The organism is Spirochaetia bacterium, assembly GCA_022482625.1.
Taxonomy (GTDB): domain Bacteria; phylum Spirochaetota; class Spirochaetia; order Sphaerochaetales; family Sphaerochaetaceae; genus Pleomorphochaeta.
This window is the reverse complement of the sequence record JAKVOU010000001.1, coordinates 1,745,359-1,768,472: the sequence shown is the minus strand read 5'-3', so window position 1 is coordinate 1,768,472 and position 23,114 is coordinate 1,745,359. Positions and strand designations below refer to the sequence as shown.

At 44.8% G+C, this 23,114-nt stretch carries 21 protein-coding genes; 16 read left to right on the top strand and 5 right to left on the bottom strand.

The window, feature by feature from the left end:
• Window positions 1-226: 226 nt before the first annotated feature.
• The 3 genes from LKE40_08060 to LKE40_08050 form a co-directional block, all read right to left on the bottom strand.
• Complete coding sequence (locus tag LKE40_08060) at window positions 227-790, bottom strand: 3'-5' exonuclease (protein MCH3917402.1); 564 nt, start codon at window positions 788-790, stop codon at window positions 227-229.
• Window positions 791-794: 4 nt separating this feature from the next.
• Window positions 795-1,232 carry a D-aminoacyl-tRNA deacylase gene (dtd, locus tag LKE40_08055; protein MCH3917401.1) on the bottom strand — a complete coding sequence of 146 codons (438 nt, stop codon included), beginning with the start codon at window positions 1,230-1,232 and terminating at the stop codon, window positions 795-797.
• Between the two features lie 133 nt (window positions 1,233-1,365).
• On the bottom strand, window positions 1,366-3,264 hold the full coding sequence (locus tag LKE40_08050; protein ID MCH3917400.1) for a GGDEF domain-containing phosphodiesterase: 1,899 nt from the start codon (window positions 3,262-3,264) through the stop codon (window positions 1,366-1,368).
• Window positions 3,265-3,460: 196 nt separating this feature from the next.
• Here LKE40_08050 and LKE40_08045 point away from each other — a divergent pair, with 196 nt between their 5' ends.
• The 12 genes from LKE40_08045 to LKE40_07990 all read left to right on the top strand — a co-directional run bounded on the left by LKE40_08045 (window position 3,461) and on the right by LKE40_07990 (window position 15,440).
• Entirely contained in the window at window positions 3,461-4,921 is a 1,461-nt protein-coding gene (locus LKE40_08045) for a chorismate-binding protein (GenBank protein ID MCH3917399.1), read from the top strand.
• Window positions 4,918-5,487, top strand: coding sequence for an aminodeoxychorismate/anthranilate synthase component II (locus tag LKE40_08040; protein ID MCH3917398.1), 570 nt, complete (start codon window positions 4,918-4,920; stop codon window positions 5,485-5,487). The genes LKE40_08045 and LKE40_08040 overlap by 4 nt, the downstream gene beginning before the upstream one ends.
• Entirely contained in the window at window positions 5,487-6,503 is a 1,017-nt protein-coding gene (trpD, locus tag LKE40_08035; protein MCH3917397.1) for an anthranilate phosphoribosyltransferase, read from the top strand. The genes LKE40_08040 and trpD overlap by 1 nt, the downstream gene beginning before the upstream one ends.
• On the top strand, window positions 6,500-7,273 hold the full coding sequence (gene trpC, locus LKE40_08030) for an indole-3-glycerol phosphate synthase TrpC (GenBank protein MCH3917396.1): 774 nt from the start codon (window positions 6,500-6,502) through the stop codon (window positions 7,271-7,273). The genes trpD and trpC overlap by 4 nt, the downstream gene beginning before the upstream one ends.
• On the top strand, window positions 7,270-7,881 hold the full coding sequence (locus tag LKE40_08025; GenBank protein MCH3917395.1) for a phosphoribosylanthranilate isomerase: 612 nt from the start codon (window positions 7,270-7,272) through the stop codon (window positions 7,879-7,881). Before trpC ends, LKE40_08025 begins: the two co-directional genes overlap by 4 nt.
• A complete protein-coding gene (trpB, locus tag LKE40_08020; protein ID MCH3917394.1) occupies window positions 7,881-9,065 on the top strand; it encodes a tryptophan synthase subunit beta in 1,185 nt (394 codons plus the stop codon). Before LKE40_08025 ends, trpB begins: the two co-directional genes overlap by 1 nt.
• Window positions 9,058-9,843: a tryptophan synthase subunit alpha gene (gene trpA, locus LKE40_08015; GenBank protein ID MCH3917393.1), complete on the top strand. Its 786-nt coding sequence runs from the start codon at window positions 9,058-9,060 to the stop codon at window positions 9,841-9,843. The genes trpB and trpA overlap by 8 nt, the downstream gene beginning before the upstream one ends.
• A gap of 180 nt (window positions 9,844-10,023) precedes the next feature.
• Window positions 10,024-10,872: a transporter substrate-binding domain-containing protein gene (locus LKE40_08010; protein ID MCH3917392.1), complete on the top strand. Its 849-nt coding sequence runs from the start codon at window positions 10,024-10,026 to the stop codon at window positions 10,870-10,872.
• 47 nt (window positions 10,873-10,919) lie between these two features.
• On the top strand, window positions 10,920-11,684 hold the full coding sequence (locus LKE40_08005) for an amino acid ABC transporter permease (protein MCH3917391.1): 765 nt from the start codon (window positions 10,920-10,922) through the stop codon (window positions 11,682-11,684).
• Entirely contained in the window at window positions 11,684-12,424 is a 741-nt protein-coding gene (locus tag LKE40_08000) for an amino acid ABC transporter ATP-binding protein (protein MCH3917390.1), read from the top strand. Before LKE40_08005 ends, LKE40_08000 begins: the two co-directional genes overlap by 1 nt.
• Window positions 12,425-12,576: 152 nt before the next feature.
• Window positions 12,577-14,334: a glycerophosphoryl diester phosphodiesterase membrane domain-containing protein gene (locus LKE40_07995; GenBank protein MCH3917389.1), complete on the top strand. Its 1,758-nt coding sequence runs from the start codon at window positions 12,577-12,579 to the stop codon at window positions 14,332-14,334.
• 113 nt (window positions 14,335-14,447) lie between these two features.
• Window positions 14,448-15,440, top strand: a complete 993-nt coding sequence (locus LKE40_07990) for an FAD:protein FMN transferase (GenBank protein ID MCH3917388.1) — start codon at window positions 14,448-14,450, stop codon at window positions 15,438-15,440.
• Here LKE40_07990 and LKE40_07985 read toward each other — a convergent pair.
• On the bottom strand, window positions 15,437-16,222 hold the full coding sequence (locus LKE40_07985; protein ID MCH3917387.1) for a GNAT family N-acetyltransferase: 786 nt from the start codon (window positions 16,220-16,222) through the stop codon (window positions 15,437-15,439). The genes LKE40_07990 and LKE40_07985 overlap by 4 nt on opposite strands.
• Window positions 16,223-16,345: 123 nt before the next feature.
• Between LKE40_07985 and LKE40_07980 the strand changes: the two genes are divergently transcribed.
• Genes LKE40_07980 through LKE40_07965 form a run of 4 tightly spaced genes read left to right on the top strand, consistent with a single transcriptional unit; the run spans window position 16,346 to window position 22,492 of the window.
• Window positions 16,346-18,004, top strand: coding sequence for a hypothetical protein (locus LKE40_07980; GenBank protein ID MCH3917386.1), 1,659 nt, complete (start codon window positions 16,346-16,348; stop codon window positions 18,002-18,004).
• Entirely contained in the window at window positions 18,001-19,350 is a 1,350-nt protein-coding gene (locus LKE40_07975) for an ATP-binding protein (protein MCH3917385.1), read from the top strand. Before LKE40_07980 ends, LKE40_07975 begins: the two co-directional genes overlap by 4 nt.
• Window positions 19,350-21,620, top strand: a complete 2,271-nt coding sequence (locus tag LKE40_07970; protein MCH3917384.1) for a DEAD/DEAH box helicase — start codon at window positions 19,350-19,352, stop codon at window positions 21,618-21,620. The genes LKE40_07975 and LKE40_07970 overlap by 1 nt, the downstream gene beginning before the upstream one ends.
• Complete coding sequence (locus LKE40_07965) at window positions 21,527-22,492, top strand: hypothetical protein (GenBank protein MCH3917383.1); 966 nt, start codon at window positions 21,527-21,529, stop codon at window positions 22,490-22,492. Before LKE40_07970 ends, LKE40_07965 begins: the two co-directional genes overlap by 94 nt.
• Window positions 22,493-22,651: 159 nt before the next feature.
• Here the strand turns inward: LKE40_07965 and LKE40_07960 are convergent, their stop codons facing one another.
• Entirely contained in the window at window positions 22,652-23,014 is a 363-nt protein-coding gene (locus tag LKE40_07960) for a hypothetical protein (protein ID MCH3917382.1), read from the bottom strand.
• Window positions 23,015-23,114: the final 100 nt, after the last annotated feature.

The window sequence follows — 23,114 nt, the reverse complement described above, 5'->3', positions numbered from 1 at the left end:
TGAGCATAATCACTTGATTAAAATGAAATTACGATGGTTTTTGCAATGCATTATCCTAGATATAGGAATAAAGTGAAACCATTTTATATTCTAGGAGGTAAACATAGATCGGTATGTTTACGAAGGTTTTCTGTGATAGGAACTTTTCCTTGTATAAAGGAATTCCATGAGCTGTATGTATGCTGTATGATGGACAGCTTTCATTGCCGTAACCCAGGCGTTTCCGTTACTGAAGGAACCTGATGTTCAGGTGTATCTGTTCAAGAAAACATTCGAAGCTGTGAAGATTGCCAAGATGCCCATTCCCTGCTTTTGCCAAAAGCAAGCCACAGTTTATCGCATCATCCAAAGCATAGTGTGCCTTATAGTCAAAACCGAAATGTTGGCTGAGCGTAGTCAATTTATGGTTTTCCAGACAAGGCCAGACCTTTCGGCTGATCTGAAGGGTACAGGCATACGGATTTACCGGCAGTCCCAATCCATAACAGTCAAGGCAACCTTTCAGCACACGCATGTCGAACTGGGCATTGTGGGCGACCAATACATCGTCCTGGATGAAATCAAGTATTTCCGGCCAGAGTCTGTCAAATTCAGGAGAACAGAGGCATTTGCTGCTGTCCAGTCCATGGATGGCACTCATATAGGGATTGAAGTATGGTATGACCGGACGGATAAGGGAGTACCATGTGCCGATCAGTTTTCCGTCTCCGTTGAATTTTGCCAGTCCGAGGGAGCATGCACCTCCTGGTTTTGCATTTGCAGTTTCAAAGTCCAATGCTGTATAGTTCATGATCCTATTTCTCTATTACCATGGTAAGTGGACCGACATTCGTATAATTTATCATCATATGGGCTCCGAAGACACCTGCGACAGTCTGAAACCCTAGTTTCCTGAAGGTCCTGAGTGCAAGTTCGTACAGTGGTTCTGCTTCTTGGCCGCTTGCTGCCTTGTCATAGGAGGGGCGGTTTCCTTTGAAAAGATCTGCACAGAGCGTAAATTGGCTGACGACCATGAGTTTTGCCTGTACATCGTAGCTGGAAAGATTCTGTTTGCCTTCTGCATCGGTAAACAGCCTGAGCTTTGCTATCTTATTGCAGAGGTAAGTAACTTTTTCAGGACCATCGCCTTTGGCAACTCCCCAGTAGATCAAAAGCCCTTCATCGATGCTGCTTATCAGTTTGTCTTCTACTGTCAGTCTGGCATCTTTGACTCGTTGTATGACACATTTCATGTTTTTCCCCTTGTTGATCCAAGGTTGTGTTGCTGCTGTTTACTATGAAGAAAATGACAACCCTCTACAATGTTGCTACTATACCATGGAAATGGATAAGTTTCGAGAGGCTGAAGAAGCATGTCTTCTCTCTTCACTGGAGCAATTGCAGCATCTTGTCTATTGAATCAGGCTTGCCATAGAGGAAACCTTGTTGGAGACAGATACCCATTTTGCTAGCTAGTGTTGCCTGTTCTGGAGTTTCTATGCCTTCGATCAAGACCAGACGCCCTACTTGTTTCAGTGCAATGGCAAGATGTTCCAGGATGACTTGGTATTTCGGTTGTTCCTGACAAAGCAGGAGAAGGTTCCTGTCAATCTTGATGAAGTCGACAGGAAGCCTGAGAATTGCATCATAGTTGGCAAAACCTATACCGAAATCATCAATGGCCAACCTGATGCCTTTTGCTTTTAGCCTTTGCATTACTTGTAGGATCATAGGGGAAATTGAAGCCCCTGTTTCTGTAAGCTCAATTACCAATTTTTGGGTGTCAATGTCATATTTGTCTATGATCTGGAATATTCGTTCAACAATTTTATCAGATAGGAAATCGATGGCAGCAAGATTGACTGAAACTGTGAAATCAGCATTCGTCCTATTGATTTTCTTCAAAGCTTCGCATGCGTTTGCAAAAATCTGCATATCAAGTTCGGTAACAAGACCGTTGTCTTCTGCAATGGGAATAAAACTGGCGGGTTGGAGCAATTGACCTTTTTCGTTTTCAATCCGAGCTAGGGCTTCAGCCCCTATGATCTTCTTTGTTTGCGAATTGTAGATAGGCTGGAGAGTGAGCAATATTTGCTTGAAAAGCAGTGCATCCTTTAAGTTCTTTTCAGCTTTTTGGTATTTCTTGATACCTGTCAGCTCTGCTGTTGTAAGTTCCTTCTTACTGTTCTTATCCCTTGACATTATGTTGCACAACCGTAGCATTTCATGAAATTCAGAAGTATTGGAAAGTCCTTCCAAGGTGTCGATGGAGCCTAAATGAAGTTCTACCTCTACTTTCTTATGTTCAATTTCCATGATGGAAGGAAAGGCTGTATGTAGTTTTTCATAAATTCTTTTATGTTCTTTTTCCTCATGGGTAAGAATGACAGCAATATCTCCTGTTACATTGAAACAGAGGTTTTTCTTTCCCGCAATTGCAGCCAGTGTAGCAGCAAGTTCCCTCAATATCTGATTTGTAAATGTAATACCCAGTGCCTTGTTGATGGCATTGGTGTGTTTCATGTTGACCATGACGACTTGGAACTGCTTTTTGTCGTGTATGCAGTCTTCCATGTAGGTATCCAAGGCATAGCGGGAATAAAGTCCTGTAGTCTGGTCAAAATATTCAGAAGGGTTTTGCAAGGTAATATACATCATATACTCAGCCAAGATGACTGAGACCCCATTGATGAAGATGGATGGGGTACGAAATTGTATGATGTTTGCACCTATCAAGATTGCAGTATAGATCGGGATGGTCAGCCTCTGGTCCTTTTGAAGGAAATTTCTTCTTGCAATGGAGTAGATTGATCCTGTGATCAGGAAAGATGAAAGGATAATGAAATAAGGAACATACAGTTTTCCATGTGTGTAGGTCCTGTTCCGGTCAAAGTAAAAAATACCATGATGGAACATGGTAGTCAGAATCAGCAGGACCAACAGTATATAGAAAGCACTGAAAACTATGATTGGAAATCTCTTCAAGGGTTTTATATTGTTGTCAGTTATCAGCAGGACATAGATCAAAGCCAGGAAACCCAAAGAAGTATGCATGATAAAGAAAAAGATATTCAGCACATAGTTGGACCATACGGGAAGCAGGTAAGGAAAAGAAATGGTATAGGCGGTGAGACAATCGAAACTGACACAGAAAAAAGTAATGACAAGGACAAGACCATAGGTTCTGTTTGCTTTGTTGGGAAAGCGTTTCGTCCTGAAAAAAGAAATAGTAAGAAGTACGAGGAAAGCAAGGGCTGTAATATTGTATTTTAAATCATATTGCATTTCGGGGTATCCTTGATCAATGGTAGCTGAAAAACGATATCCTGTAAATCTTTTTATGTGATTTGATTTTTTGTTTTATATTGCTTCTACCGTACGATGAAGAATTTTTTTTCTTTTTCTTAGATTCTGTTGACAGAAACAAAGTTTCTTTCTATAGTAACACCAGTATTTCTATATGTAGAAACAGGAGCCAAGCATGAAGTGTTATCCGAGCCTTGCCCAAGCCAAAAGCTATGAGGCATCTTTTACAACCATACCGATTTCGCGGACCATTCCTTTGGAAAAAAGGTCTGCCACGGATATCCTTGCCATTCTTCAGCAGGTGAGCAAGCATTGTTTTCTGTTGGAGTCCTGTGAAGACAGTAAGAATTGGGGAAGATATTCCTTTCTTGGTTTCGATCCCAGTCTTGAGATTACCATGCTTGGGGAAGATCTCTGCATCAGATCAGGGACAGAATTACATCTCAAAGCTGAAAAACCTCATCCCTATCTCCGAAAAATCCTCAGCGAGAACCGTAGTCCCTTGGTCGAGGGACTGCCACCTTTTACAGGAGGATTGGTCGGCTATTTTTCATATGATTTCATTGCCTACAGTGAACCAGTCCTACGGCTTGATGCCGAGGACGAAGAGGGCTTCAATGACCTTGACTTGATGTTGTTTGACAAGTTGATAGCCATTGACAATCTTGAGCAGAAGATTTTCCTTATCGTCAATATCAAGCGGAACGATATCGAAACCAGCTATAGCAAGGGTGTCCTTGCCTTGCAGAACATGGAATACCTGCTTACACAGCATACAGAACCGAAACTAGAGAAGCACGGGAGACTGCTTGGACCTCTTGTACCTCTTTTCTCGAAAGACGAATACTGTACGATGGTCGAGAAGGCAAAAAAACATATCTATGATGGGGATATTTTCCAGGTAGTGCTTTCGAATAGGTTGGTTGCCCCATACGAAGGAAGCCTCAAACAAGTCTATGCAGCTCTGAGGCAAATGAATCCTTCTCCATATATGTTTTATTTTTCAAGCGATGAAATTGAAATTGCCGGTGCATCACCGGAGACCCTGGTCAAGTTGGAAGACAGGAAACTGAGTACGTTTCCTCTTGCTGGAACGAAACCCAGGGGACGCGACAAAGCAGAAGATGACAGGCTTGAGACGGAGTTGCTGACAGATGAGAAGGAAAAAGCCGAACATACCATGCTGGTTGACTTGGGCCGCAATGACATAGGCAAGATCAGCTGTTTCGGGAGTGTCAACGTAGAGAAGTATATGAAGGTTGAGAAATTCTCACATGTAATGCATCTTGGCTCTACTGTAACAGGAACCTTGCGGGATGATCTGGACAGTCTTGATGCCATAGATTCGATTCTTCCTGCCGGTACCCTTTCGGGAGCTCCGAAGATCAGGGCCTGCCAGCTCATCAATGAGCTTGAGCATAACAAGAGAGGCATTTATGGCGGGGCAATCGGCTACCTTTCCTTCAGCGGTGGCTTGGATACCTGCATTGCCATACGGCTGGCGTTCAAGAAACATGGAAAGGTCTATGTCAGAAGCGGGGCTGGTATCGTAGCTGATTCGGTTCCAGAGAAAGAACATCAGGAATGCCTGAACAAGGCTCAGGCCGTCATCAATGCCCTGGAGGAGGAAGCATGATACTTCTTATAGATAACTATGACAGTTTTTCCTATAACCTTTATCAGCTGATCGGGACATTGGATCCCCATATCAGGACGATACGCAATGATGAGCTGTCGGTGGAGGAGATCGCAGAGCTGGCACCGACTCATATCTTTATTTCCCCCGGGCCTGGAAAGCCGGAAGATGCAGGTATCTGTATCAATGTGGTCAAGCATTTCCGTGGGCTTATTCCCATCTTGGGTGTCTGTCTTGGGCATCAGGCAATCTGCTGTGCCTATGGTGCAACTGTTGCACATGCCCCGAGACTGATGCATGGGAAAAGTTCCTTGGCAAACTTGAGCCATGAAGGGGTATTTTCAGGGATTCCTTCTCCTTTGACCGTTGCAAGGTACCATTCACTGGCAGTTGTTGAGGACACGTTGCCTCCGGACCTTACCGTGACGGCCCGTACGGATATGGATGAAGTCATGGCAGTGGAAGATTTCGGACGTCATGTAGTCGGTCTGCAGTTCCATCCTGAATCAATATTGACGGAACATGGAAAAGATATAGTCAAGAATTTTCTCAAGGGAGCAAGATGATGATAAAGGAAGCAATAATCCAATTAAGTGAAAAGAAAGACCTTGCGGCTGACGTTGCCTCGGCTGTGATGGATGAGATCATGAGCGGCAAGGCGAGTGAATTGCAGATCGGTGCATATCTGCTCGGACTTTCGATGAAAGGTGAAACAATTGATGAAATTACTGCATCTGCCCGAATGATGAGGTCGCATGCATTGAAGTTGCTCAATGATATGGATGTGCTGGAAATCGTCGGAACAGGCGGAGACCATTCCAATTCATTCAATATTTCCACGACATCCTCGATAGTTGTAGCCGCCTGCGGTGTTCCTGTAGCAAAACATGGCAACAGGGCTGCAACCAGTAAATGTGGAGCGGCTGATGTCCTTGAAGCTTTGGGTGTCAACATTGACCTGATTCCTGAACAGGCAAAGGAAATACTGCAGAAAATCGGCATCTGCTTTCTGTTTGCACAGAAGTACCATACTGCCATGAAGTATGTTGCACCGGTACGGAAGCAGTTGTCCATCAGGACTATCTTCAATATCCTTGGACCTTTGTCCAATCCTGCAGGGGCTGCCTATCAGGTAATGGGAGTATACGATGAATCCCTTGTGGAACCACTGGCACAGGTGTTGCTGAACCTTGGGGTAAAAAGAGGCTTGGTCGTGTACGGTTTGGATGGCCTTGATGAGATTTCCATGGTAGGCAAAACCAAGGTCTGTGAAATAAGGAACGGTTGGGTAAAAAATTATTTCATTGATCCTACATCATATGGTTTCAGTTTGTGCAGGAAGGAAGATTTGGTTGGGGGAACTCCGGCGGAAAATGCAGCTATTACACTGGATATACTGAAGGGCAGGAAAGGTCCGAAACGTGATACGGTTCTGCTCAACAGTGCTGCAGGCCTGTATGTAGGAAAAGCCGATCTGACATTCCCTCAGGCTCTTGCTGAAGTAGAAAAGGCTATTGACAGTGGGAGGGCCCTTGCAAAACTGCAGCAGATGATCAAGGCAACCAACGAGGTAAAGCAGTGATTCTGGATGAGATTGCGGCCGATACGAGAAAACGGCTTGCTGCAGTCACTGACAAGGAAGGAATGGAACGGGAAGCTTTCAGTTCTCGGAAGGACAGGTCGTTTCCTTTTGCACAGGCACTGTCACGGCCGAGGCTGTCTTTCATAGCTGAAGTCAAGAAAGCTTCTCCATCAAAAGGACTGATCGCTCCACAGTTTGATCCTGTGGCAATAGCCAGAGAATACGAGCGGATAGGTATAGATGCTGTGTCAGTCCTGACCGAGCCACATTTTTTCCAAGGTAGCAGCAGGTATCTCAAACAGATTGCTGGATCTGTTGCACTGCCTTTGCTACGCAAGGACTTCGTCCTTGATGCTTATCAGATCCATCAGGCAAAGGTATTGGGTGCAAGCTGTGTGCTGCTTATCTGTGCTTTGCTTGACAGGCAGACTTTGGAAGCTTTCATTTCATTGTGTGACTGCCTTGGACTTGATGCCTTGGTGGAAGCCCATGATGAGGTGGAGATTGAAAAGGCACTTGCTTGCAACGCAAGGATCATTGGGATCAATAACAGGGATTTGAGGACTTTCAAGGTTGATTTGGCCACTTCTGCCAGATTGAGGAAATACATTCCATCTGATTGCCTGATGGTCAGTGAGAGCGGCTATGCTACCAGAAATGACATAAAAAGAGCAGAGGATTTTGGTGCAGATGCCGTATTGATCGGAGAAAGTTTCATGAGAGCCGATGACAAACAGGTGTTGCTGGCAAATTTGAGAGGGCAATCATGAGTGTCAGGTTGAAAATCTGTGGTATCCGCAGAGATGAAGATGTAGGTTTGCTCAATCGGTTCCTGCCTGATTATGCCGGCTTTGTCTTTGCTTCTAGCAAAAGACAGATAGATGTGAAGACTGCCGTCAGATTGAGGTCCTTGCTTGATGCTCGCATCAGGACTGTCGGTGTCTTTGTCGATGCTTCGCTTGAAGAAGTTGAAACTGCCGTACAGTCAGGAGCCATCAGTATGGTCCAGTTGCATGGAAATGAGGATGAAAGCTACATACAGACGTTGAAAGCCAAATGCGATGTGCCAGTCATCAAGGCAGTGAGAATGAACGGTAAGGAAGAAGTTTCCTTGCTTTCTTTTCCAAGTGCTTCGTGCTTCCTGCTGGATAGCGGAGCTGGCTCAGGGCAGACATTTGACTGGAAGAAAGAGTCGGTAACAGACAAGCCTTTGTTTATTGCAGGTGGCATCGGGTCTTCCAACCTGCAAGCTGCAATAGAGTTTTTTCATCCCTATGCCGTTGATGTCAGTAGCTCTGTAGAGACTGATGGATATAAAGATGAGGAAAAAATCAGGAAATTGGTAGAGACGTTGCATCGTCTCACTGGAGAATCATGATGGAAAAAGGTCATTTTGGAATTCATGGCGGACAGTATGTGCCTGAAACTTTGATGAATGCCTTGATTGAACTTGAAGAAGCCTATGCTACTTACAAGGATGATCCGGCATTCAAGAAGGAACTTGATTACTTGCTGAATGAGTATGCCGGAAGGCCATCTCGTCTATACTATGCGAAGAAGATGAGTGAGGATTTGGGTGGAGCCAAGATATATCTGAAACGTGAGGATATGAACCATACCGGTGCCCATAAGATCAACAACGTCCTGGGGCAGTGCCTGCTTGCAAAACGCATGGGTAAGACGCGGGTCATTGCTGAGACCGGAGCAGGACAGCATGGAGTTGCAACTGCAACTGCCGCAGCGCTGATGGGACTGGAGTGCGAGATATTCATGGGAAGCAAGGATATCGAACGGCAGGCGCTGAATGTATATAAGATGAAATTGCTGGGTTCCAAGGTCGTGCCGGTCACTACAGGAACCGGGACACTGAAAGATGCGGTATCCCAAGCCATGAGGGAATGGACAGGACGTATCAGTGATACGCATTATGTATTGGGTTCTGTAATGGGACCTCATCCTTTTCCTACTATCGTACGGGATTTTCAGTCTGTCATTTCCAAGGAAATACGACAGCAATGCCTCGCAAAGGAAGGCCGGCTTCCTGATGCAATCCTTGCCTGTGTCGGCGGAGGTTCAAATGCAATCGGAGCCTTCTATGATTTTATTCCTGACAAGCAGGTCCGCCTGATCGGACTTGAAGCCGCGGGCAGGGGTGTCCATACACCTTACACTGCGGCTACGCTTGCTGTCGGTAAGCTTGGCATCTTCCATGGAATGAAGAGTTATTTCTGTCAGGATGACTATGGCCAGATTACCCCGGTCTATTCCATTTCTGCTGGGTTGGATTATCCTGGAATAGGACCTGAGCATGCACATCTGAAAGATATCGGAAGAGCTGAATACTACCCCATTACGGATGAACAGGCAGTAGAAGCCTTTGAATACCTTTCGAAGATGGAAGGCATAATCCCTGCAATAGAGAGTGCCCATGCGGCTGCCTATGCCATGCAGCTGGCGCCGACCATGGACAAAGACAAGATCATTGTCGTCAATCTGTCGGGTCGCGGGGACAAGGATTGCGTACAGATTGCACGTTACAGAGGAGAAGACATCAATGAGTAGGGTAAGCAATGCATTTGGGAAAGGCAAGGCTTTCATTCCTTTTATTACTGTCGGTGATCCTGATATTGAAACCACAGAAAAACTTGTCTATGCCTTGGAAGAGGCCGGAAGTGACCTGATTGAGCTGGGCATCCCTTTTTCTGACCCCACTGCCGAAGGTCCGGTAATCATGGCTGCAAGCCGAAGGGCACTGGAAGGCGGGGTAACGACCGATGCAGTGTTTGCTCTGGTGGAACGGATCAGGAAGAAATCTTCCATACCACTTGCTTTCATGACCTATGCGAATGTCATTTTTTCTTATGGCATTGAACGTTTTGCTACAAAAGCAGGGGAAGCCGGTGTAGATGCCTTGATCCTTCCTGATGTTCCGTTTGAAGAGCGGAAGGAATTTTCCAGTGCATTTCAAGCTCATGATATTGACTTGATTTCAATGATTGCGCCTACTTCTGCTGACCGAGTGAAAAAGATTGCCAAGGAAGCCACAGGGTTTATCTATTGTGTTTCCTCGCTTGGTGTTACCGGTACCAGAAATACGTTGTCTTCTGATATCGGGGCACTGATCAAGCAGGTAAGAAATGTCAGGCCTGACATTCCTTGTGCCATCGGTTTTGGTATCGGCAATGCCGGGCAAGCATCAAAAATGGCTGCCCTTTCTGATGGAATCATCGTCGGATCTGCAATCGTCAAATTGATTGCTGACCAAGGAAAGGATTGTGTTCCTGCTGTACTTGATTTTGCAAAAGAACTTAAGATTGCCGCACAGGAAGGAGCAAAATAAGCAATACTGTTTCAAAAAAAGTCAAAAATGTTTTTATTTTAACAGCCTCTTGGAACTTAGAACACTATTGACAACAGTTTAACATGTTGATACTTTCTTAATACATAAAGAAGGAAGGTTTACCACCTGTACTGGATGATGGCAAACTTCCAGTCTTATACACAAATGGAGAGGTGAAAAATGAAAAAATTCCTTGTCGGTGCATTGGCAATTGCAATTGCCTGTAGTTCTGTCTTTGCTCAAGGTTCTGATGAAACTGCTTCCTCCGCAGCTCCTGCACAGAAAACTCTGAGGGTGGCTATGGAATGTGGCTACGCACCTTATAACTGGACACAGACGGACGATTCCAATGGTGCTGTTCCTATTGCTGATTCCAATGACTATGCCTATGGATATGATGTCATGATGGCTAAGTTGATTGCAGAGAAACTGGGATATAAGCTTTCCATTGTCAAGCTTGACTGGGATTCATTGGTCCCTGCTGTACAGTCTGGTTCCGTAGATTGTGTCATTGCAGGCCAATCAATTACTTCCGAAAGAAAGCAGATGGTTGATTTCACGGCACCATATTATTATGCTTCCATCGTTTGTCTGACATTGAAGAGCAGCAAATATGCTTCTGCCAAGGGTCTTTCCGATCTTACAGGCGGTACCTGTACCAGCCAGCTTGGAACCATTTGGTATGACAAGTGTCTGCCTCAGATCAAAGATGCCAATATCCTTCCTGCACAGGAATCTGCTCCTGCAATGTTGGTTGCACTTGAAAGCAAGAGGGTAGATTACATTTGCACTGATATGCCGACAGCACAGGCGGCATTGGTTGCTTATCCTGATATGAAGATCCTTGATTTTGCAAATTCAGGTGATGATTTCAATGTAAGCCAGGAAGATATCAACATCGGTGTTTCCGTATCCAAGAAAAACCCAGAGCTGACAAAGGCAATCAACGGTGTGCTTGCAACACTTACAGTTGATGATTTCAACAAAATGATGGAGCAGGCTATAGCAGTCCAGCCTTTGTCAAAATAATATAGGATGTAAACATGTCTATAGCTGATATGAATTTCCTTCAGCGTATGGCGTACATCGTGCACACATACAGCGGTTCCCTGATCAAGGGAACCGGTGTCACGATGGCTCTTGCGTTGATCTGTACGGCCCTCGGATGTCTCATCGGCTTTGCCGTAGGTATCGTCCAGACGATTGAACCGAAAAAGAGTGCAAACCCTGCAGGCAGGGTCTTGCTCAAGATTGTCAAGTTGATCCTTACTGCCTATGTGGAGTTTTTCAGAGGGACACCGATGATGCTGCAGGCTGCTTTTATCTACTATGGTGCCAGCCAGCTCTTCAATGTGAACATGGGCATGTGGCATGCAGCCATTCTGATCGTATCCATCAATACAGGAGCCTATATGGCAGAGACAGTCAGAGGAGGTATCCTTTCGGTCGATATCGGACAGACAGAAGGTGCCAAGGCTATAGGCATGAATCATTTTCAGACAATGATCTATGTAATTCTTCCTCAGGCTCTTCGTCTGATAATGCCCCAGATAGGCAACAACCTGATCATCAACATCAAAGATACCTGTGTGCTTTCCATCATTGGTACAGTTGAACTGTTCTTTACTTTCAAAAGCATTGCAGGAGCTCTATATACCTACTTTGAAGCTGCAACTGTTACACTGATCATCTATTTCATCCTTACTTTTACCTGTTCCAGGATTCTGAGATGGCTGGAGAAAAAGATGGATGGTCCTGAAAGCTTTGATTTGGCGACATCTGATACGCTTGCTTTTACCAGTGGCATGACCAATTTTCCGACTGCAAGGGGGGAAATTTGATGGGTGAAATACTGAAAATCAAGCATCTTTCCAAAACATTTGGCTCAAATGAGGTTCTTAAGGATATTGATTTTACCGTTGATACAGGGGATGTTACTTCCATAATCGGTGCATCCGGTTCCGGAAAATCGACCTTGCTGCGTTGCATAAATCTGCTTGAGGAGCCGACTTCTGGTGAAGTCCTGTTCCATGGAACAAATGTCGTAAACGGCGGGGTTGCGGAAGCTGCCTATAGGGCGAAGGTAGGTATGGTGTTCCAATCCTTCAATCTGTTCAACAACCATTCGGTGCTGAGCAACTGTACATTGGGACAGATAAAAGTACTCAAGAAATCTTCTGGAGAAGCAAAGAAGTCAGCTTTGAATTATCTTCATAAGGTCGGAATGGCTCCTTATATCAATGCCAAGCCGCATCATCTGTCAGGCGGACAGAAACAAAGGGTAGCCATTGCCAGGGCTCTGGCAATGGAACCCGAAGTCCTTTTGTTTGATGAACCTACATCTGCGCTTGATCCTGAAATGGTAGGAGAGGTCTTGGATGTCATGAAAACACTGGCAAAGGAAGGCATGACGATGCTTGTCGTAACCCATGAGATGTCTTTTGCCCGTGATATTTCCAGTCATGTCGTCTATATGGCCGATGGGAAGATTGAGGAAGAAGGTCCGCCGAGCCAGATATTCGGACATCCTGAGAGTCCGAGGACCAAAGAGTTCCTGTCCCGATACAATGAGGAACGTTAATTAAGCAAAAAGAAAAACTGAGAAAAGGAGGACAACGTTGGCATACAGCGTTGTCCTTCTGGTTATATGCTGTTATTTCCTGTGACTTGATGATAGAATTGATTCCTCTGTGTAAAAGCGATATGCTGGGGCCGTTGTAGCAAGGAGTTTTGATGTACAAGCTAATAAAAGACAATTTAATTATTCTTGTAGTCTTTGAAGCTATTTACACTGCATTCATTTCTTTCATTTTTTCTCCATTGCTCCGATTGGGAATCAACACGGTCATCCGATTGGCTGGCTATCCTTTCCTGGACCAAAGCAATGTATTGCATTTTTTATGCAACCCCTTGGTAATCATTGCCTGGCTCTTTTTCTTTTTTGCCATAAGTCTTGTAACGCTGTTTGACTACAATGCCATAAATCTGATTTACCTGGCAGGTGTCCAGCAAAAGGGAGAGATCAGCATCCTTGGTTTGTTGCAAAAGACATTTGATGTCACGGACAAGATGCCCAGGTGGCACAATATAGGTCTATATATCTATATTTGCCTTTTATTGCCGTTTTCTGGCATCGTTTACCAGAATCCGGTTATTGAAAACCTGAAGATCCCATCTTTCATCATGGAATATATAAAAGCAAATCCACTGTTGATGTCCGGTCTTATCGTAGGCATCGTCGCTGCACTGCGCTATTCTTTCTTGAATCTGTTTTCCTTTCTTTACCTGTTGGTCAGCAAGAATCCAAGGTTTGCAGTTGCAGAAGCCAAAAGCAATACCTTGGTACACCATACTGCCAAGGAAATCGTTCCGGCTTTGCTGAAATGTACGGCTATTACGTTCCTGTTGCTGACTGGACTCCTAGGTACCCAGACGGCTTTTTATCATATCAGTCTGCATTTGGGACAGGGACTTCCTTTCCGTCTTATCTGCAGTGCCTTGCTGACAGCGAATCTGGTTATTACCGTTGCAGTCAATGTCATTGTCAAAGTATATATCATGTATGTCATTGCCAGCATCTTCTTTGCTCATGAACCTGTACCTGAGGTGCAGTTCCTCTGCGGCCCAAGGCGTCTGTCGCATAAAGGCCGTGTCATCAGAAACTGTATTCTGGGTGCTATCTTATTTGTTTTTGTTTTGTCAACTTCCTTTGTCAGTGTGAATCTGCGAACCAAGATAATGGCACATCGTGGAGCCGGCATTACTGAAATCGAGAATACAAAACCGGCTTTCTTGCGTGCAATGGCTGATGGTGTGGCTTATATTGAACTGGATGTCGTGGAAACGAAGGACCATAAGCTTGTTATTTGCCATGACCATAACCTGAAGCGGCTTGCCGGTCTTGACAAGAACATCGAGAATATGGATTTGGATCAGGTATTGGCAGTGCCGATCCATGTAGGTGACAAGAGCGGTCATCTGATGACCTTGGAAGAACTGCTTCCTCTGGTAAAGCCTACGGTCGTGCTGAACATAGAACTTAAGACCAGTGGTACCAATGCCGAGGCTATGGCAGAGGAAGTGACTGCTTTGCTGAAGAAATATCCAAGACATCTTATCAGTTCCCTTGATGCCAATGCCCTCAGATATGTCAAGCAACTGAATTCAATGCGAAAGACAGGTCTGATCATGGTGGTAGCTGCCGGAAAGTTCCAAGATTTCCCGTATGCCGATTTCTTCAGCATAGAAAAGAGTTTTGCCACAACCAGTGCAATCAAGCAGGTACATGAAATCAACAAACAGATCTTTGTCTGGAATGTCGATGATATGGAGGATGCCAGAAAATTCTTCAAGTTGAATGTTGATGGTATCATAACTGATTATCCGAAGGAAATGGAACAGGAGCTTTACAGACAGACGATTGATCGGAATACCAGTCATCTGAAACTTCTGTTTGTTTCTGAATTTCCTCCTAGTCTGTTCAAATTATAGTAAAGGTCCTGTTTCTGTTTTCCATTGTTTTTGCTGATGGTCTTCAATCTTTTTCGTACACCTTCTATACTCTGACAATGACGTATTTCAGATCAAAGCGAGGACAAGACAGAATGAAGCATAAGCTGTTCCTGCTGTTTCCTTGTTGTTTGCTTCTATTTGCATGCAACAAACAGACAACAGTACCGATGGTTGCAAAGAGCGGTATATATATGGGAACTGTCTGTGCAGTATCCCTTCCTAAAGGGAGCGATGAGAATCTTTACCTAGGAGCTTTTGACTTGCTCCAGGATATTGACGATAATCTTTCACGTACCAAGGAAGGATCATTGGTCAAGACGCTCAATGATACGGGAAAGATAAAGGTTGCTGATACTTCCTATTTTGACCTTTTCTGTCGGGCTTTTGAATTGGCAGATGCTACCGGAGGAGCCTTTGATCCTGCTATAGGCAAGGCCGTGGCCTTGTGGGGAATCGGAACAGAACATGAAAGGATACCATCCGAGGCAGAACTTGCACAGGTTGATGCTGATTATAGCCAGGTTTCCATCAACAAGGCAGAGCATACCATCACAATTCCCAAAGGAATGGAAATTGATCTGGGTGCCATAGGCAAGGGGTATGCTACAGATTGCCTGGTCAGCTACTTCAAGGAAAAAGGTGTTGGCCGTGCCATTATCAATCTGGGCGGAAATGTCAGGGTAATTGGTAGCAAAGCAAAGGACAAGCCTTGGAAAATCGGTTTGCAGGCTCCTTTCAAGGAAAGAGGAGAATCCTATGTCCTGCTTTCTCTTGATGATGTAGCTGTCGTTACCTCCGGAGCCTATGAACGGTATTTTGTCAAGGATGGAAAAGTATACTGCCATATCCTTGATCCGAAGACCTTGTATCCGGCAGAAACCGATATTGCTAGTTCAACTATCATAGGAAAGGATGCAACTCTTTGTGATGTACTCTCAACGACTTGCTTTGTGCTTGGTAGCAGCAAGGCTTTGGCTCTCCTGAAGAAATTTCCGCAGGTAGCAGCCATTTTTCTGTTGAATGACGGATCGATCACCACGACTCCGTCATTTCCTTATGTATATGAGGACGTACGTCGGAATTAAAGCTGCTGTGCTATGTATACACCTGCACAGATTGATGTTTCGTTGCTCATGCCGATCGGCAGGAGTACTGGAATTTGATCGAATAGGGATGCCATGGGCGAATCGGATGGCATCCAGACCTGCTGTATCGGCATTTGTTCTATTTTTTCTTTCAGAGCCCTTGCACTGCAAAGACCCTCGCACATGGTTTCGTAGGCTATGCCATCTGCTACCAAAGCATATCCCTTTTCGTTGTTGCTTTCAGCAAAGACAATGGACATGCTTTCTTTGAGCAGATCCCAAGCAAAACTGTCTCGGTCCAATGCTCCTGATTTTTCTGTTGCATTTATATAGATTGTTTCAAGTGGACATTTGCTGTCGTTGCACAATTCCCCGTTTTTGTTGCCGGTAAGCCTGAAACAAGCCATATGTGCTGCAGTATAGAATCCATGATGAAGGAAATAGGAATTAAATCCGGGATTGATCGTCAATATCTTGTGTTCTTCGGTATATGCCAGTTCCAGCAGATCGTTCATCAATCCCTGCCGCTGGTAATCAGGTCTTGTTGCTGCACCGACGATGTAAGCCGTTGGTGTCGTATGCATTTCCCTGGTAAATCCCTGTTGGAGACAGTGCAGCATGCTCAGTATGTTTCCGTTTTCATCTTTTGCAATATAGCAATGGTCAATTTCCCTTCTGGCTTCAAAGAATTTATCCAGCAGTAGTGTATTTCCGGCGAGATTGTCTTTCCAGAACTGTTTTATCCTGTCCTCTTCATTCCTTTTTGCAAGTGCCAGTTTCATTTGTTATCCTCTCTTTTCCAAGTCTATGGGAAATGAAAAGTCGATGCAATGCAGGGGAGTCTCTCTGGTACAATGCTTGAGGTATTTCCATGTGTATGGTATTGTAGGCGAAAGAGGAAAGGTATGAATGAACAGACGCTTGATTCCATCATCAGTGGCTATATGTCCAGGATACAGTCATACCAATCATTCCGTACAGCCAGTAGTTTTTCAGGCAAATGGAAAACAAAGCTTACGACTTTGGGAAACGAACGGAAAAAGAGCATTGCTCGCTTTATATCCGATGCTTTCTATTTGGCAAGCATCGATTTTGAAAAGGAAAAACCTGTCAAGGGATTAACTTCGAAGACAAAGTTCTGTCCGCAGTATTTCCTTCTTGAGCGTGCAAATCTAGTAGCATACTTTGGTTTCAGAACTGCGTTGAGAAAAGGGATTTCTCCGACCTATCCTGATTCTTTTTTCATCAGTCTTTACTTGATGGAAATTTTGAATGGCATATATTCCAGGAACACTGCCGATATCGAAAAAGAATTAGATCGGGCGTTTCAGTTGCTGTTGCCTGCAGTGGGGAAAAGCAAGATGAAGAGATTCCTGTTGTCTGCATATCGTAACCTGTATTTTCTTTATGGCGGACAATCTGAAGAACTGAACAGACTTGAGAAAAAAACAGATATGCAGTTGTTTCCTGAAACTGTTTCCCAAAGAGAAAATATTATTAGTTTTTCCTACCTTTATAAAGTACTTCATTTGAAGGATCAATGCTTTGACTCGGCTATTCTTTTTCTAATGGAAGAATGCTATCTTGATTTGGCGGTTCCATGCATTTCAGAAGGGTTTTATGGTTCGTTGGGGTATCTCAATGATTCAAGTGAATTATTTGCAATGGAAGATGCAGGATCTCCTTGTGAGGGAGCAAAGCCACTGTATGTTGATTTTCCTGTATTACCTGATTTTTCTATTCCAATGGATGATCAGGTTACCTATGAGGTACATAATGGACGTTTACGAGAGGTAGTGATGTCCTTGTCGTATGACTGTACAGAGAACTGCAGGATATACCTACAATTGTTGGGAAAAGTACTTACCTACTGTTGTGGGGGACCTCGTAATATATTGGAGAATTTTTCACAACGCGAAAATGACAGCTACTTTGCTTACTATGCTGGCCGAAGGGAAAAGAACCAGGATACGATGCTCAAGGTTGTCATGCAATGGGTATCTGAACATCCCTATGCAAAGAAGGCCTATGGGCTGACACCTGAAGAATTGAAAGCTAGAAAACATGTCTGTGAATTCAGCATCAACCTGGAGAATGTAGCAGAGATAAGGAAAGATAGTGCAGTTATTCAGGACAGATTGATTGTCGAAGATGAAGAAACCGTCAAAAAAACAGAACAGGAAAAGCCAGAGGAGGCACGTACTTATTTTTTGAAATTGAAGGATACCCATTCCTTTCCTCTGCCTGAAGGAACTGCAAAAGGGAAAAACAAGTTTACAGAAGAAGGATCTTTCTTACCTGCTGCTGTTTCAGATTCTCTTGAGGCACTGGCTAAAGCCTTCACTCCTGATGAGACGCAGGTAGTCAGCTACTTATGCGGTGGTGATGATAAGATGGCCGATGCCTTCTGTCGTTCCCATGGGCTGATGCTTAATCTTATGGTTGAACAAATCAATGAGAAAGCTCTTACAATATATGATGATGTGCTGATTGAAGACAACAGTGTGTTGGATGAGTATCGTGGAAGAATCGGAGAACTGGTCAAGGAGCAGGGGAAATTATGAGTGATGCCGAATTCAAGATGCCTCCTAAGAGGATTGCAAACAGGCTGATGAATGCCCTGAGAGGCGGCGTTGTACCTCGGGATGGTGCAGAGTATATTGCCGTCGGCAGAACAGAAGAGCTTGAAGCCATATTAAGGGATGTTGAAATTATCGAAGACGGTGGGGCCACTTTTCGTTTTATAGAAGGTCCGTTTGGAGCAGGGAAAAGTTTTTTGTTTTCCATCATTCGCAGCCATGTCACCAAGAAAGGCTTTGTCGTCATGGATGCGGACCTTTCCCCGGATCGTAAGCTTGTAGGTACTCATGACGAAGGCCTTGCTACTTACAGGGAATTGGTAAGGAACCTTTCCACTGCGGCACATCCGGAAGGTGGTGCATTGCCTTTGGTCTTGGACAAATGGATTAATGAGTTGTTGTTTGAGGCGAAGGCAAAGGGTTTTGTGGACGCTGAGCTTGACAAAGAGATGGAACAGCAGATTTATTCCCGTTGTGCAGATATACGACAATTGGTTCATGGGTATGAATTTGCAGGTTTGCTACTTACTTATTATAGGGCGTATAGGGATGGAAATGATGACCTTAGGGACAAGGTGCTTCGTTGGTTTCGGGGAGAATACCAATATCGGAGGGACGCAAAAACTGATTTGGGCATTTCGTTGGTGATTACGGACAAGGACTGGTATGATTATATCAAGTTGCTGGCTGTTTTCTGTCAGCAGGCAGGTTATAAGGGTACCTTTGTCTTCATTGATGAAATGATCAACCTGTATAAGATATCCAACAAGATAAGCCGACAGAATAATTATGAGAAATTGCTCGCGATGTACAATGATACACTTCAGGGAAAAGCAAGCTATCTTGGAATTCTGATGGGTGCAACACCAAAAAGCGTCGAAGATACCAGAAGAGGTGTATTCAGCTATGAGGCTCTTCGGTCGCGGTTGGAAACAGGTCGTTTGGCTACGAAAGACATGAAGGATTTGCTTTCTCCTATCATCAGGATAAAGAAACTGTCAGGAGAAGAACTTTTTGTTCTTATGGAAAGGCTGAGTATGCTGCATGCCGATCTTTTTTCAACAGGAAGGCATTTTTCTGCAGAAGAGATTCGGTTCTTCCTTGGCTGTGAACTAGGGCGTGTCGGTGCTGCTGACAGGCTTACTCCGCGAGAAATCATACGTGATTTCATTGAGCTTATGAATCTGTTATTGCAGAATCCAGGGGACTCCGTCCAGTCAATCATGTCAGGCAGTGGTTTTACTTATGCTGAACCACTGAAGGATGATGAGTCTGGAATGGCAGGTGAAGGGCAAGGGCCGGAAGATGAATTCTCCACATTTACACTCTGATGGAACAGGCATATGAATTACTTTCTCCGACCATTCAGGAATATATCTATAAAAAAGGATGGATGGACTTAAGGGAAATACAAGAAAAGGCGATACCTGCCATTCTTACGGAATCGCACAATGTGTTGCTGACAAGCGGAACTGCAAGCGGCAAGACCGAAGCTGCTTTCTTTCCTGTGCTCAGTGACTTGGAAATGCATCCTTCATCGACCATAGCAGTCCTGTATATCAGCCCTTTGATTGCATTGATCAATGATCAGTTCGAACGGTTGCAGGATATCTTGGAAGAAGAGGAACTGCCTATAGTCCGATGGCATGGACAAGCCCTTGCTTCCGCAAAGAAAAGGATTATTGCACATCCTCAGGGTATCATTCAGATTACACCGGAATCCCTTGAAGCTCTCCTGATCAGAGAAAGCCGTCATTGCAGGCGGTTGTTCGGTGATCTACGTTATATCATCATTGATGAAGTCCATGCATTCATGGGCAGTGAAAGAGGCCTGCAAGTACAATCGCTGATCGGCAGGATAGCACAGATGATTGGTCATCCTGTGCGACATATCGGACTTTCTGCTACGCTTGCTGATTATGACGAAGCTTCAAAATGGTTGGAAGCAGGAAATGGACTCGACTGTATAGTCTGTAGTTCTGGAGCCGCAGGGGGTAAGCTCAATCTCTTGGTGAAGGAATGTCCATATATCCGGAAAGAAGAAAACGATATCGTCGATACCACACAGCCATGGATGGAAGTACTTTATCACCTCGTAAAAGGACATCGTTCCATCGTTTTTGCAAATACCAGGAATGAAGTGGAATTTGCGGTTGCCGGCTTGCATGACATGTCGGCTGCCCGTGGGAATTGCCTTGAGGTCTTTGCCCATCATGGCTCATTGAGCCGTTTGCAGCGAGGAGAAGCTGAAGACGCATTGAAGAACCATCCCGGTTCTGTGTGTGTGGGAGCAACGGTAACGCTTGAGCTTGGCATTGATGTCGGCTCCTTGGATATGATTGTACAGACAGGAGCTCCGCTTTCTGTTTCTTCTTTTGTCCAGAGGTTAGGACGGACGGGACGTAAGGGTCAGAATCGTAATATGGCTTTTGTTCTCAAACGTCGGGATGCTGTCTGGAAAGCGGATCCTACCTATTTGCCTTTTGATCTTCTTTCTACGATTGCAACTATTGAACTTTACCTGAAGGAGCATTGGATTGAGCCGGTGCATCCCTTGGAAAAATGTTATTTCCTTGCTCTGCATCAGACTCTTTCAGTTTTGAGGAGCTTGGGAGCACTTTCGGTACAGTCTCTTGCCCGCCATATACTTACCCTTAGTCCTTTCAGGGCCATAACTATTGATGCTTACCGTACTCTATTGCATGGTATGCTGGATGAAAAACTGCTTGAGACAATGGAAGATGGCACGATAAATCTTGGAGAACGGGGAGAAGAGCTGGTTTCTTTCTATGACTTTTATTCGGTTTTTCTCGTCATGCCTGAGATGACTATCAAATTCCAAGACAAGGTCCTTGGGACAGTCGGAAGAGACCTTAGGAAAGGGGACAGGATTGTACTTTCTGGCTACAAATGGAAAATTACCGAGATAGACTATGACAGGATGATTGCATTTGTTGTTTCCGATGGAAAAGGTGGTTATGCCAAATGGGAAGGGAACGGTAGCCTGCAAGTCGACGACAGGATCCTTGTAAAGATCAAGGAAATTCTGGATAGTGATGAAAGCTATCCTTATCTTGATCCCTGTGCTGTTGATTATCTGGGTAAGGCCCGTGAACGTTATCGCTCCCTTGGTATCGGCAATGATGTAGTTGTACGGATTGAAAGGGATATGGTAAGAATTTATCCTTGGCTTGGCAGTCGGTCTCTTGCTTGTCTTTCTGCCTGTTTCAAGAGCCGCGGCATCGACGCAATCATGGAAGATGATTTCTGCCTTGCCGTAGAAGGTCGTGGAGCTTTGACGGAGCAGGCAGTTCGGACAGCTTTGGAAGCAATCCGATATGCTCCCGTTGACTTGATGGAACTTGATGTGGATGAACAAGCCATGCGGGGTAATTTCAAATATGATACACTTTTGCCAATGGAACTGCGGAAAGAAGCCTATGTGACTTGGGCTTACGATCCTGCTGGTATGAAGAAAGGGCTTGGAAGGCTTATGGAGAAACAAAGATGCCAAAGCAACATGATGACAAAAAGCACGGAACAGGGGAGACTGGGGAAAAAGACATCAGGACAGAGGAATCGAAACCAATCAGACGATTGAACCTGATGCATCTTGGAATTTTCCGTCAGTTTCATGAACACAAAAGAACTGCAATATTTTATTTTTTGCTTCGCAGTATTGTTGTAGCTGTCCTGATCTTTAGCCTGTTCAAAGGATCCTATGAAAGTGTGTTCATATGTATATTGACACTTATCGTTTTCATTTTGCCAGCTTTTGTCGAAATAAATTATCATCTTGATGTACCGGATACGTTGGAAATACTGATCATGGCTTCCGTATTTGCTTCTGCAATTCTCGGTGAGCTTGGTTCCTTTTACCTGTTGGTACCTTTCTGGGATACTGCATTGCATGCGATCAATGGCTTTGTTATGGCAGCAGTTGGGTTTTCCCTCATTGATTTGTTCAATCGGAATGAGAAATTTTCATTCAAGGTATCTCCTATGTTCGTTGTTTTTACTGGATTTTGTTTTTCAATGACACTGGGGGTCTTATGGGAATTCGTTGAATTTCTGATGGACCAGTTTACAGGAACAGATATGCAGAAAGATATGATTATCCATACGATCAATTCTGTTGCATTGGATTCGAAGGGTATGCAGGTAGTACATGTTTCCGATATATCCCAGACAAGTGTCAATGGTACCGTACTGCCTATCAACGGTTATCTTGACATCGGTCTGATTGATACAATGAAAGATCTGTTCGTCAATTTTATCGGAGCAATAGTATTTTCCTTTTATGGCTATTATTACTTGATTCATAGAGGCAAGCAGAACCAATGGGTCGATAAATTGTTGCCTACATGGATGGATGAGAAACAGATTGCCCAAATAGAGAAGTTGAAGAAAGAAGCTACTACTGGGTACTCAGGAAATAAACGGTCGGTTAACAAGAGAAAGAAAAATAGGTAACAATAGCTTGATTAACATTTTATAGGGTATAGTATTATTTAAAAAATGAATAAAAGAGGTTTTTGCAAAACTCACGGATGCCTGAATAAATATTCACGGATGATGCATATCCATGCAGAAGCCATGCCTGACAGCTACAGGGGATGGGAACCGGCCGCATCACGTAGCCTTCATGGCCTGCCGCAGGCCTGCGCGCACACGCAGGACGGACACCCTCCCGGGTGCCTGTACTCTGCCATCATTTCCATTCCTTCCTGTTATGCGCTCTTCTTCCTTGCTGCCTGCTGCCGTGCTTCCAGCACCTTTCCCATTCGCTTGACGGTCAGCAGCAACACCGCAAGCCGCAGGCCTCTCCCGTGCATCCACGGGCGTGCTGTCAAGGCTCAGGTGGCACACCGTCCTGCCTGCATAGAACTGCCTGCACAGCCGGTCATGGATCCCCCGGAAGTCCATCTCCTCCAGCAGCCGTGCCGTCCGCCTGCTCACCGACGACGGGCTGGGTACCCGCCCCAGCTGTGTCACCGTCCTCAGGTTCGGGCTCGACTGCAGCAGGGCAACCGCCGCCGTGACGGTGTCCAGGCGGAAGAAGAGCAGCACCGCACGCACCGCCAGTATGTCCGTC